This is a genomic window from Sporosarcina aquimarina (assembly GCF_033253705.1).
Taxonomy (GTDB): domain Bacteria; phylum Bacillota; class Bacilli; order Bacillales_A; family Planococcaceae; genus Sporosarcina; species Sporosarcina aquimarina.
Genome location: NZ_JAUBDH010000002.1, coordinates 431,513 through 443,296, shown reverse-complemented (window position 1 = coordinate 443,296; position 11,784 = coordinate 431,513). Strand labels below are relative to the sequence as shown.

Genomic DNA, 11,784 nt, shown 5'->3' with positions numbered 1-11,784 from the left:
TTTTTATAAATAAGATTCTGTCGCGACAAGTAAGAGTTCACTTACCCCTTCGTGTGCGTTTGAAATGCGATGCTGATCTTCTGCCACATAATAGACAGCATCTCCTGCACTTGCGTGGTATACACGCGTACCAATCTCTATTTCCACGTTCCCTACAAGAACGTAGATAAACGTTTCGGATAGGGAGGGATTAAATTGTTTTAGTTCCCCTTTAAGAGAAAAAGTGATGTGAACGGGTTCCATTTCATTCTCATTTGACCTGGGGATGAGCCAACGTATTTTATAATTCAGTTCATCATTGGTATACGTTGTTTGCTGTTCAGGTGAATAAACGACAGGATCACTTTTCTTTGTTTCATCAAAAAAGTCTTTTGGCGTTGTTCCGAGTACTTCGAGTAAAGAAAACAACGTTTCAATGGAAGGAGAATTCAACTCACGTTCTAATTGAGAAATATAGCCTTTCGTTAAATCCGTGCGTTCACCGAGTTCTTCTTGAGTGAGCCCACTTTGTAATCGGAGCCGTTTAATTTTGCTGCCGATTTCCATAACGTCCCCTTCTTTCTCGGAAGTTTAGTTTAACTGTACTTCAAGTTTACTTTTAGCATCTATCATTATACAAAACCGTCACTGGAAAGCAAGGGGATTTTGATAAGGCCTGCAAAAAGTTGCTGAATCGGCTTTTTTACTTTTCTAAGTAGAAGAATTTAAGGGAATACTGCTTTCGTTGTATTACTGAGAAGAGAGTAGTAAAATAATAGTAGAGAAACGGAGGGCTTCAATTGGGCGAGAAAAAAGTTTTTTATTTAGACCCGGAAGACCGGCACTGGAATAATCTAATGAAATTTGCATTGAGTCAGGATATGCCTCCTATAAATGATGGGAATAAGCTCGTGTTTTTGGCTAATAATAAAAAGGTCATCGAATGGTCAGAGATGGCGGATCATTGCATTCACTGCATGCAATCCCTTGTATATAATGAAGAATTCGACTCTGTCTATTGTCCTTCTTGCGACGAGTGGAGAGAAGAAGCGTGCAATGAAGAAGAATGCGAGTTTTGCAACACGCGTCCAGCAAAGCCGTCTATGTGTTCCGAAAACGAAAAGGACGGATAGAGTATCCTTTTTCTCAATTAACCACCAGTTTTCGAGAATGATTATTACCTGTAAGTCATTCTAATTGAATTTATAAATAGGATTTGATAAGATATAGAGGAATTGAACAGGTGAGAATTCTGTTCTTAAGATAATTGGAGGGATTTTGAATGGTAGAACGCATGGTAGGTAAACAAGCTCCAACATTTGAAATGGAAGCTGTAATGAAGGACAAGTCATTCGGCAAAGTCAGCCTAGAAGAAAACATGAAAAATGATAAGTGGACAGTATTGTTCTTTTATCCAATGGATTTCACATTTGTCTGCCCGACAGAAATTACTGCAATGTCTGATCGTTACGATGAGTTCGAAGACCTTGATGCAGAAGTAATCGGTGTATCTACGGATACTATCCATACACATAAAGCTTGGATCAATACAGACCGTAAAGATAACGGTCTAGGGGACTTGAATTACCCGCTTGCTGCAGATACAAACCACGAAGTGGCTCGTAACTACGGTGTTTTAATTGAAGAAGAGGGAATTGCTTTGCGTGGACTTTTCATCATCAATCCTGAAGGTGAAATGCAATACCAAACAGTATTCCACAACAACATTGGCCGTGATGTAGACGAAACACTTCGTGTACTTCAAGCGCTTCAAACTGGCGGTCTTTGCCCAGCAAACTGGCGTCCCGGTCAAGAAACACTATAATTCCATACACTAACAATTGATTGTAATTCCCCGCTGAGTAATGGAGCGGGGATTTTTATCCAAGAGGAGGAACGAATACATGAAATTACGTGAACAAATGCCTGAATTAGAAGGCGCAACTGCATGGTTAAACGGTGAAGTTACGAAATCAGAACTTGTTGGTGAAAAGCCAACTATTATTCACTTCTGGTCTGTAAGCTGTCATATGTGTAAAGAGGCAATGCCTGAAGTTAACGCATTCCGCGATAAGTATAAAGATGAATTGAATGTTGTGGCTGTCCATATGCCGCGTTCTGAAGACGATGTAGATTTGGATAATATTAAAGCAGTCGCTGCTGAACACGATATTACACAACCAATCTACGTTGACAGTGAACTTAAGTTGAATGATGCGTTCGAAAACCAATATGTACCTGCTTATTATGTGTTTGACAAAGACGGTCAGCTTCGTCACTTCCAAGCAGGCGGAAGCGGCATGAAGATGCTGGAAAAACGAGTAAACCGTGTACTCGATGAAATGAAAAAGTAAATTGCTAACCCGGCGTTCCGTTTTACGGACCGTCGGGTTTTCTCGATATTTGAGCGAGTAGCCTAGCTGTGGTAAACTTAACGCATTCTTATAGCGAATCGGAGAGATGAGATATGAAAAAAGAATTTGTCGTAATCGGTCTTGGCCGTTTTGGCGGAAGTATTGTAAATGAGCTCATCGAATTGGATGCGTCCGTCATGGCGATCGATAAATCCCAAGAGCGGGTAGATGAATTTGCTCAAATTGCAACACAGGCTGTCGCGGCGGATACGACCGATGAATCATCTTTGCGGTCATTAGGTATTCGTAATTTTGAACATGTTGTTGTAGCGATTGGAGAAAATATTCAAGCGAGTATTTTAACAACGCTTATTTTGAAAGAACTTGGTGTACAAACCATTACAGTGAAAGCGCAAAATGACTATCATGAAAAAGTGCTGCGTAAAATTGGAGCAGACCATGTAATCCATCCGGAGCGCGATATGGGCAGACGAATTGCAAACCGAATGGTATCGAATGATATTCTTGATTACCTGGAGCTTTCAGATGAGTATTCAATTGTGGAAATTCGGGCAAACTCGAAATTATCGGGAGGTACTTTGATAGACCTCGACATCCGCGCAAAATATGGCGTTAACATCGTTGCAATTAAACGGGAAGATCATATTTTAGTTTCTCCACAAGCGATTGAAGAGATTCAGTTAAACGATGTTCTTATTGTGATCGGATCAGACGTAGACATCCACCGATTCGAGAAAAAAGTTTTACATTAATAAAACAGCCTTTCCTGACGAGAGTCGTCGGGAAAGGCTGTTTTTCTTTTATACTTCCAAAATAACTGGAAGAATCATAGGTCTGCGTTTTGTTTTGTCATAAAGATAAGAACTTAAAGAGTCAATAATGTCACTCTTCAATACACCTATATCAGCTGGACCCGAAGCTAGTTTTCGATGCATTTGACGCGTAAGCATATATTGAGCTTCGTTAATCATTGCACCTGATTCTCTCATGTAGACGAATCCTCGTGAAATGAGGTCTGGCCCTGAAACAACACGATTCCGTTTTTTATCAATTGTGGAGACGACAATGACTAATCCATCTTCAGATAAGTTTTTCCGGTCACGTAATACCACGTTGCCTATATCACCAATACCACTGCCATCAATATAGATATCCCCTGAAGGAACACGTCCTGCAAGACGGGCTGAATCTTCTGTGAGTGCAAGCACATCACCATTTGACATGATGAAGATATTCTCTGGCTCCACATCACATGCGATAGCCAGTTCCTCGTGCATTTTTAACATTCTGTATTCACCGTGGATCGGCATGAAGAACTTAGGCTGAATCAGACGCAACATCAGTTTTTGCTCTTCTTGAGAACCGTGGCCGGAGGTATGAATGTTATTCAATGCACCGTGAATCACTTCTGCGCCTGCGCGGAAAAGTGCATTAATCGTTTTGTTTACACTTAGAGTGTTACCAGGGATAGGTGATGAAGAGAAAATCACTGTATCACCAGGCTGGATCTGGACTTGACGGTGTGTCCCGTTTGCAATTCGGGATAATGCAGCCATAGGCTCACCTTGACTGCCTGTACATAAAATCATTACTTCGTTTGCAGGTAAACGGTTAATGCTTTGAGTGTCTACGAATAGATCTTTAGGTGCATCTATATAACCTAACTCTCGTCCAATCGTAATCGCATTATCCATACTGCGGCCAAAGATCGCAACTTTACGACCGTGAATTTGAGCCGCTTCAATTACTTGCTGAAGACGGTGAATATTAGAAGCGAACGTTGCAAAAATAATACGTCCATCTACTTTTCTGAAAATGTCATTTAAACTGTCTCCGACTTTACGCTCAGACATCGTGAAGTTAGGAACCTCAGCATTCGTACTATCTGAAAGTAAACAAAGGACGCCTTCACTTCCAATCTTAGCCATTTTAGCTAGATTGGCAGGTTCGCCAACAGGCGTGAAGTCGAATTTAAAATCTCCTGTATGCACAATATTGCCTGATGGAGTTTTAACAACTACCCCAAAAGCGTCAGGAATACTATGTGTTGTACGGAAAAACGACACAGAAGTTTTACGGAACTTAAATACATCCTCTTCACCGAATTCGATCAATTTAGTAGAGCGTACTAAACCGTGTTCTTCTAATTTATTGCGGAGCAAACCGAGTGCAAGTTTTCCGCCATATACAGGCATATTCACTTGTTTAAGTAAATAAGGAATTCCACCGATATGGTCTTCGTGACCGTGAGTGATGAATAGACCTTTGATTTTATCGGCATTTCGCTTCAAATACGTGTAATCTGGAATGACGTAGTCGATACCTAACAGATCATCCTCAGGAAATTTAATACCAGCATCAATCAAGATGATTTCATCTTGAAATTGCACAGCATACGTGTTTTTACCGATTTCACCTAGTCCGCCTAGAGCGAAAACGGCTGTTTCATTGTTTTTAATGGATTTCATGCATTACACCTGCTCAAGCTCAAAGTATTCAGAAGCTTGCTCATATTCGAGATGCTCCCCTTCAAGCTGTTGAATGAATTCGATGTTGAAAGCGCGGCTTTGTAATTTTTTACGTACTTCACGTGGTGATGCTGCTTCCACATACATCGTTTGTGTGTTTTCGCGGACAGGTACCTGAGTTTTGCTTTCTTGATAATAAACTTTATAGATCATGTTGTGCTCTCCTTTTTCTAACGTTCGATTTTTGGACTGATACTTTTAATAATACCACGACATTCATGGAAAATAAAGAAAAGCCCACCTTTAGTAGGGTGGGCGAATATGCGTTATGCGATAGACTTTTTCCCGAGTATGCCATTCAGCCGTTTCAACAATTTACGTTTCAGGCGTTTATACATGGCCATATCACTCCTTGTTAAAGAAGCATAACGCATTTATAACTTTCTGTCAAGTCTGAATTATTATTTTTCTAATGGTGAAGCACCAGGGATAGGTCTGTAAGGATCTTTCGAATCAATATGATCATAAAACATCACGCCGTTCAAATGATCAAGTTCATGTTGGAAAGCGATGGAGGGAAGCCCTTTTAACCTCTTTTTGTATTCTTTTCCTTCGATATCGAATGCTTTTATCGTAATTCGGGCATAACGTGGTACAAAGCCTTCGACTTCACGATCGACTGAGAGACATCCTTCTCCTGTTGGTAAATAGGATTGTTCTACTGAATGGCTAACAATTCTAGGATTGATAGCAATTATGCTTAAATCTTTTTCGTCCTCTTGTTCAATATGCAAAGCGAATATTCGTTTTGGCTGGTTTACTTGTGGTGCCGCTAGACCGATACCGGCGCGTAAGTCATGTTGTTCGGCAATCTCGTCGTCCTGGCTGTTTATAACATATTCCAATAAATCTGCTGCTAACTGTTTGTCGTTCTGGCTCAAAGGGAACTTAACTTCTTCAGACCGCTCTCTAAGTGTTGGGTGACCTTCTCGTATAATATCGCTCATTAGTATCATGATGGTGGCTCCTTTTCGTTTTAATGCATGGTATTAGTATAATGGAAGAAGGAATTGTGATAAAGGATTTACTGCTGAACGAAAAAATATAATGAAAACGGGGGATTCTATGCAGAAAATGATTTTAGCTGTGTCATTGTGCGGGTTGCTCACACTCGGGGGTTGTACAGAAAATGAAAATGAAATGCAGCAAGAACTTTCGGAGATATTAAATGAAGTTCAAACCCACGAGAAAGAAGCCGCAGATTTTGAAACCCAGCTGGCGGCGATTGAAAAGAAAGAACAAATACTTTTTGAAAAAACATTGAATTTAAAAGTCGAAGACCAAAACCTTGTAGAATCGAACGTCACGCGCATGAAAACATTGTTGAGTGAGCGACAAGAGTTAATAGAAGAAGAACGGATAATTGTAGATGAAGCTGAAAAGAAAGCTGCGCGACTTTCTGATTTGCCTCCAGCTGAGAGCGACGATGGCACGCGCGCTGTTGCAAAATTGAAAAAGGCGTTGGCAGAGAGATATGAACTGCATCATAAAGTTATTGAAATCTATATCGAAATGACTGGGCGTCAACTAGCTGTTTACAACTTTCTGATTGACGAAAATGTAAAACGGGTAAAGCTGGAAAAGGCGATATTGCTAGTTAATAAAACGAAAGCTCAGCTTGATGACGCGACACAGGTATTTAACCAATCCACGAACGAAGTAAACAGTGCGTTAAGTGAAACGCAGCAAATAGAAACCGATTAGAATGGCTTAAAGAAATTCTATTATAAGACAGACAAATCGTTGTGTTAGTACAGAGTGATTGAATTTCCCGTCCGATAAAAATATGAGTTTGACTAGATGCTCCATGGATTGACCGTTTCTTTGTGATTCAGTATACTGAGTGTGGAAGATAGATTGTACCACTAGAATATCGCGTTTCGCCTAATACAGATATATGAAGGAGAGTTGCTGAAATGGCTGCAGAAAAGAATAAGCAGTTCGATCCAACAAGTGTATTACATGAGATCGAAGATAAATTTGAAATGTTTCAGGTTCTGAATGAAGATGGAAAGATTGTCAACGAAGAAGCGGATCCTAAGTTATCAGACGAAGAGTTAACAGAGCTAATGGAGCGCATGGTTTACACACGTATACTAGACCAGCGTTCAATTGCTCTCAACAGACAAGGACGTCTTGGTTTTTACGCGCCAACTGCTGGTCAAGAGGCATCACAACTTGCTTCTCATTTCGCTTTAGAGAAGGATGATTTTATTCTTCCTGGATATCGTGACGTACCACAACTGATTTTTCATGGCTTGCCTTTACATATGGCTTTCCTTTGGTCACGTGGACATTTCCTAGGTAGTGAACTTCCAGAGGGTTTGAACATTTTCCCACCGCAAATTATTATTGGAGCGCAATACGTTCAAGCTGCAGGAGTTGCACTAGGTTATCAAAAAAGAGGTACTAAATCTGTTGTCATGACATACACAGGTGACGGCGGTACTTCTCAAGGTGATTTCTACGAGGGCATTAACTTTGCAGGCGCATTCCGTGCTCCGGCGATTTTCATTGTACAGAATAACCAATTTGCAATCTCCACACCGCGTGAAGTGCAAACTGCAGCGAAAACACTTGCTCAAAAAGGCATCGCGGCTGGAATTCCAAGTGTACTTGTAGATGGAATGGATCCTTTAGCTGTTTACGTAGCAACAAAAGATGCTCGTGAACGTGCAATTAAAGGTGACGGACCTACATTGATTGAAACAATGTGTTACCGATATGGTCCACATACAATGGCAGGAGACGATCCTACAAGGTATCGTACTTCCGACATTGACAACGAATGGGAAAAGCGTGATCCGCTTGTTCGTTTCAGAGCATATTTGGAAGATAAGAATCTTTGGAATGAAGAAAAAGAAAATGAAGTAATTGAACGCACAAAACAAGAAATTAAGGACGCAATCAAACAAGCAGATCAGGCACCTAAACAAAAAGTTACTGATTTCTTGAAAATTATGTACTCTGGAGATATGCCTTTTAATGTACAAGAACAGTACGATATCTACACTGAAAAGGAGTCGAAATAACCGATGGCACAAATGACAATGATCCAAGCAATTACCGATGCAATGCGCACGGAATTGAAAAATGATGAAAACGTGCTCGTATTCGGTGAAGACGTTGGTAAAAATGGCGGCGTTTTCCGAGCAACTGAAGGACTTCAAAAAGAATTCGGAGAAGAACGCGTATTTGATACGCCACTTGCAGAATCAGGTATCGGCGGACTTGCAATAGGTTTTGCATTGACTGGTTTCCGTCCAGTGATGGAACTGCAGTTTTTCGGTTTCTTATTTGAAGTAATGGATTCTGTCAGCGGACAAGCTGCACGCATGAGTTTCCGCAGTGCTGGAAAGCTGAATGCACCGATTACTATCCGTTCCCCATTTGGCGGCGGCGTTGCTACACCTGAGATGCACGCAGACAGCTTAGAGGGCCTTGTTGCTCAACAACCAGGTATTAAAGTAGTGATCCCTTCGACTCCTTACGATGCAAAAGGGCTCCTGATTTCTGCTATTAAAGATGATAATCCTGTTATTTTCTTAGAACACATGAAGCTCTATCGTTCGTTCCGTCAAGAAGTTCCAGAAGAAGAGTATACAATTCCTCTAGGAAAAGCGGATGTGAAACGTGAAGGAACAGATCTCTCAATTATTACTTACGGCGCGATGGTTCAAGAAAGTTTGAAAGCAGCTGAAGCGCTTGAAAAAGAGGGGCATTCAGTTGAAGTTGTTGACTTGCGCACAATTCAACCGCTTGATGTCGAGACAATTATTGCTTCTGTAGAGAAAACAAATCGTGCAATCGTTGTTCAAGAAGCACAGCGTCAAGCTGGAGTTGCTGCCAATGTTGTTTCTGAAATCATGGAACGCGCAGTTTTAAGTCTGGAAGCGCCGGTTTTACGTGTCGCTGCTCCTGATACGATTTATCCGTTTGCACAAGGTGAAAATACGTGGCTGCCTAACGCACAAGATATCGCTGCAACAGCGAAAAAAGTACTTGAATTTTAATAGCTAGTCTTATGGACTAAAGAGAGGATGAATTACGTGGCCTATCATTTTCGTTTGCCAGATATCGGAGAAGGAATACATGAAGGTGAAATCGTAAAATGGTTCGTAGCAAAAGGCGATACCATTAATGAAGACGATACCCTTCTAGAAGTACAAAACGACAAATCAGTTGTTGAAATTCCTTCACCCGTGTCCGGAACTATAGAAGAGATACTAGTTACAGAAGGTACAGTAGCGGTCGTAGGAGATAAGCTCATTAGAATCGACTCTCCGGATCACGAAGATGAGGAAGAAGACATACCAGTCGAGGAAGCACCTGCTGATTCGAAAGAAGAAACTGAATCTCAAGTGCAAGGTACTGCCGAAAAAGGGCAGCCTGTTGATAAGGAGGAAGCTCCTCAAGAAGAGGCTTCAGAAGGTAAGGATGTAACGCCTAACGTTGAACAGCAAGCAGGCAGTCAAGAAGTGGATCCGAATCGCCGTGTCATCGCAATGCCATCCGTTCGGAAATTTGCTCGGGAAGAGGGCGTTGACATTCATCAAGTTGCAGGTTCAGGTAAAAACGGTAGAGTATTAAAAGAAGATATTGAGTCGTTTAAAGCAGGTGGAAACAAATCCGCTGCAATGGAAACTGAGACTGAAACGAAAGAAGAAAATGTTGTCGCGGACTCACAATTGGAGCAGCAGACACAATCTGCTCCAATTGAAGTTCCTGAAGGTGACTTCCCGGAAACAAGAGAGAAGCTCACAAGTATTCGTAAGGCAATTGCAAAAGCAATGGTCAACTCGAAGCATACAGCTCCTCACGTAACATTACTCGATGAAGTAGATGTTACAGAACTTGTAGCACACCGTAAGAAATTCAAAGAAATTGCAGCAGAGCAAGATATCAAACTTACGTACTTGCCTTACGTCGTGAAAGCACTCGTTTCCACTTTACGCAAATTCCCTGAGTTGAACACATCTCTGGATGATGCAACTCAAGAGCTTATTCAAAAGCACTATTATAATATCGGAATTGCAGCAGACACGGATCGTGGTCTACTTGTCCCTGTTATTAAGCATGCTGATCGCAAATCTATGTTTGCAATTTCTAAAGAAATATCTGATCTTGGCGGAAAAGCGCGTGACGGTAAACTCTCTGCTTCAGAGATGAAGGGTGCGTCATGCTCAATCACGAATATTGGTTCAGCAGGCGGTCAATGGTTCACACCAATCATTAATCATCCTGAAGTTGCGATTTTAGGAATTGGCCGTATTTCTGAAAAACCAGTTGTTAAAAATAGTGAAATCGTAGCCGCACCTATGTTAGCATTATCTTTAGTGTTTGATCATCGAGTAATCGATGGGGCTACAGGCCAACAGGCATTGAATCATCTTAAGAACTTGCTCGGAAATCCAGAACTTTTATTAATGGAGGCGTAAACCATGGTAGTAGGAGATTTTCCAATTGAAACAGATACGCTCGTAGTCGGATCAGGTCCTGGAGGATACGTAGCAGCAATTCGCGCAGCACAGCTTGGACAAAAAGTGACGATTGTTGAAAAAAATACAATCGGCGGCGTTTGTTTAAACGTAGGCTGTATTCCTTCAAAAGCATTGATTTCTGTCGGTCACCGTTTTGTCGGTGCACAAGAGGCAGATGCAATGGGCATTACAGCATCTGATGTTAAATTAGACTTTTCTAAAGCAATGGCTTTTAAAGAAAGCGTTGTGAAAAAGCTTACTGGCGGTGTTGAAGGACTTCTAAAAGGAAACAAAGTCGATATCGTCAAAGGTGAAGCGTACTTTGTTGATGCAAACACAGCTCGTGTTATGGACGATAATTCAGCACAGACTTATAAATTCAAAAATGTAATTCTTGCAACGGGTGCACGTCCTGTTGAAATTCCAAACTTCAAGTTTTCAAAACGTGTTGTCAATTCTACTGGGGCTCTTGAACTTCAAGAGCTTCCTAAAAAGCTTGTTGTCATCGGTGGAGGATACATTGGAACGGAGTTAGGTTCTGCCTATGCGAATCTAGGTTCTGAAGTTACAATCATCGAAGGTGCTGACGATATTCTTACAGGTTTCGAAAAGCAGATGACTCAGCTTGTTAAAAAAGGATTGAAGAAAAAAGGCGTTGAAGTAGTTGTGAAAGCAACTGCAAAAGGCGTTGAAGAGACAGACACAGGTGTGAAAGTTACGTATGAAGCTAAAGGTGAAGAAAAAACAGTTGAAGCTGACTATGTACTTGTAACAGTTGGCCGTCGTCCTAATACAGACGAAATGGGATTAGAAGAGCTTGGCTTGAAATTCGAAGAGAGAGGCCTTCTTAGTGTCGACAAGCAATGTCGCACAAGCATCCCTAACATTTACGCAATTGGTGACATCGTCCCAGGTCTTCAGCTTGCCCATAAGGCATCTTATGAAGGTAAAATTGCTGCTGAAGCAGTTGCTGGAGAAAAATCTGAAGTGGACTACATGGCGATTCCAGCAGTCTGCTTTACGGATCCAGAACTAGCTACAGTCGGTTTAAATGAAAAACAAGCAAAAGACGAAGGATATGAAGTATCAGTCGGCAAATTCCCATTTGCTGCAAATGGCCGTGCGCTTGCACTGAATGCTACAGATGGCTTTGTGAAATTAGTAGCACGTAAGGAAGACGGGCTGCTAATTGGTGCACAAATTGCTGGAGAAAATGCTTCTGATATGATCGCTGAAATGGCACTTGCTATTGAGGGCGGAATGACATTGGAAGATGTATCCATGACTATTCACGCGCATCCGACATTGGGAGAAATCACAATGGAAGCTGCCGAAGTCGCTCTTGGTACGCCAATTCACATACTTTCTAAATAAGCAGTTGGAAATCCTATCCGGCCATGCCGGATAGGATTTTTAAATTAT

13 protein-coding genes are annotated in these 11,784 nt (G+C 41.3%); 9 read left to right on the top strand and 4 right to left on the bottom strand.

From position 1 onward, the window contains the following. Positions 1-3: 3 nt before the first annotated feature. Positions 4-546, bottom strand: coding sequence for a helix-turn-helix domain-containing protein (locus tag QT716_RS04865; RefSeq protein ID WP_317934862.1), 543 nt, complete (start codon positions 544-546; stop codon positions 4-6). A 233-nt stretch (positions 547-779) separates the two neighbouring features. On the opposite strand from QT716_RS04865, the gene QT716_RS04860 reads away from it, so the two are divergent. The 4 genes from QT716_RS04860 (at position 780) to QT716_RS04845 (ending at position 3,106) form a co-directional block, all read left to right on the top strand. Beyond that, positions 780-1,112 carry a hypothetical protein gene (locus tag QT716_RS04860; protein ID WP_317934860.1) on the top strand — a complete coding sequence of 111 codons (333 nt, stop codon included), beginning with the start codon at positions 780-782 and terminating at the stop codon, positions 1,110-1,112. A 149-nt stretch (positions 1,113-1,261) separates the two neighbouring features. After that, entirely contained in the window at positions 1,262-1,804 is a 543-nt protein-coding gene (locus QT716_RS04855; RefSeq protein ID WP_317934859.1) for a peroxiredoxin, read from the top strand. A gap of 79 nt (positions 1,805-1,883) precedes the next feature. Beyond that, the gene (locus QT716_RS04850) at positions 1,884-2,333 is read left to right on the top strand and encodes a redoxin domain-containing protein (RefSeq protein ID WP_317934857.1); all 450 of its coding nucleotides are present in this window, start codon (positions 1,884-1,886) and stop codon (positions 2,331-2,333) included. A 113-nt stretch (positions 2,334-2,446) separates the two neighbouring features. Beyond that, the gene (locus tag QT716_RS04845; RefSeq protein ID WP_317934856.1) at positions 2,447-3,106 is read left to right on the top strand and encodes a potassium channel family protein; all 660 of its coding nucleotides are present in this window, start codon (positions 2,447-2,449) and stop codon (positions 3,104-3,106) included. A gap of 48 nt (positions 3,107-3,154) precedes the next feature. On the opposite strand, the gene rnjA is transcribed toward QT716_RS04845, so the two are convergent. The 3 genes from rnjA to def form a co-directional block, all read right to left on the bottom strand. Next, positions 3,155-4,822 carry a ribonuclease J1 gene (rnjA, locus tag QT716_RS04840; RefSeq protein WP_317934854.1) on the bottom strand — a complete coding sequence of 556 codons (1,668 nt, stop codon included), beginning with the start codon at positions 4,820-4,822 and terminating at the stop codon, positions 3,155-3,157. Positions 4,823-4,825: 3 nt separating this feature from the next. Continuing rightward, a complete protein-coding gene (locus tag QT716_RS04835) occupies positions 4,826-5,035 on the bottom strand; it encodes a DNA-dependent RNA polymerase subunit epsilon (protein WP_317934853.1) in 210 nt (69 codons plus the stop codon). Between the two features lie 248 nt (positions 5,036-5,283). Then, the gene (gene def / locus QT716_RS04830; RefSeq protein WP_317934852.1) at positions 5,284-5,838 is read right to left on the bottom strand and encodes a peptide deformylase; all 555 of its coding nucleotides are present in this window, start codon (positions 5,836-5,838) and stop codon (positions 5,284-5,286) included. A 109-nt stretch (positions 5,839-5,947) separates the two neighbouring features. Here def and QT716_RS04825 point away from each other — a divergent pair, with 109 nt between their 5' ends. The 5 genes from QT716_RS04825 (at position 5,948) to lpdA (ending at position 11,736) form a co-directional block, all read left to right on the top strand. Beyond that, a complete protein-coding gene (locus QT716_RS04825; protein ID WP_317934850.1) occupies positions 5,948-6,586 on the top strand; it encodes a YkyA family protein in 639 nt (212 codons plus the stop codon). A gap of 212 nt (positions 6,587-6,798) precedes the next feature. Beyond that, positions 6,799-7,914, top strand: coding sequence for a pyruvate dehydrogenase (acetyl-transferring) E1 component subunit alpha (pdhA, locus tag QT716_RS04820; protein ID WP_317934849.1), 1,116 nt, complete (start codon positions 6,799-6,801; stop codon positions 7,912-7,914). A 3-nt stretch (positions 7,915-7,917) separates the two neighbouring features. After that, positions 7,918-8,895, top strand: coding sequence for an alpha-ketoacid dehydrogenase subunit beta (locus QT716_RS04815; protein ID WP_317934847.1), 978 nt, complete (start codon positions 7,918-7,920; stop codon positions 8,893-8,895). A gap of 36 nt (positions 8,896-8,931) precedes the next feature. Next, on the top strand, positions 8,932-10,320 hold the full coding sequence (locus QT716_RS04810) for a dihydrolipoamide acetyltransferase family protein (protein WP_317934846.1): 1,389 nt from the start codon (positions 8,932-8,934) through the stop codon (positions 10,318-10,320). Positions 10,321-10,323: 3 nt separating this feature from the next. Further along, a complete protein-coding gene (lpdA, locus tag QT716_RS04805) occupies positions 10,324-11,736 on the top strand; it encodes a dihydrolipoyl dehydrogenase (protein ID WP_317934845.1) in 1,413 nt (470 codons plus the stop codon). Positions 11,737-11,784: the final 48 nt, after the last annotated feature.

Coding starts and splice junctions, on each gene's coding strand:
- lpdA (WP_317934845.1), top strand. CDS start 10,324: ATGGTAGTAGGAGATTTTCCAATTGAAACAGATACGCTCGTAGTCGGA.
- QT716_RS04815 (WP_317934847.1), top strand. CDS start 7,918: ATGGCACAAATGACAATGATCCAAGCAATTACCGATGCAATGCGCACG.
- QT716_RS04850 (WP_317934857.1), top strand. CDS start 1,884: ATGAAATTACGTGAACAAATGCCTGAATTAGAAGGCGCAACTGCATGG.
- QT716_RS04855 (WP_317934859.1), top strand. CDS start 1,262: ATGGTAGAACGCATGGTAGGTAAACAAGCTCCAACATTTGAAATGGAA.
- QT716_RS04835 (WP_317934853.1), bottom strand. CDS start 5,035: ATGATCTATAAAGTTTATTATCAAGAAAGCAAAACTCAGGTACCTGTC.
- rnjA (WP_317934854.1), bottom strand. CDS start 4,822: ATGAAATCCATTAAAAACAATGAAACAGCCGTTTTCGCTCTAGGCGGA.
- pdhA (WP_317934849.1), top strand. CDS start 6,799: ATGGCTGCAGAAAAGAATAAGCAGTTCGATCCAACAAGTGTATTACAT.
- QT716_RS04865 (WP_317934862.1), bottom strand. CDS start 546: ATGGAAATCGGCAGCAAAATTAAACGGCTCCGATTACAAAGTGGGCTC.
- QT716_RS04845 (WP_317934856.1), top strand. CDS start 2,447: ATGAAAAAAGAATTTGTCGTAATCGGTCTTGGCCGTTTTGGCGGAAGT.
- QT716_RS04825 (WP_317934850.1), top strand. CDS start 5,948: ATGCAGAAAATGATTTTAGCTGTGTCATTGTGCGGGTTGCTCACACTC.
- def (WP_317934852.1), bottom strand. CDS start 5,838: ATGATACTAATGAGCGATATTATACGAGAAGGTCACCCAACACTTAGA.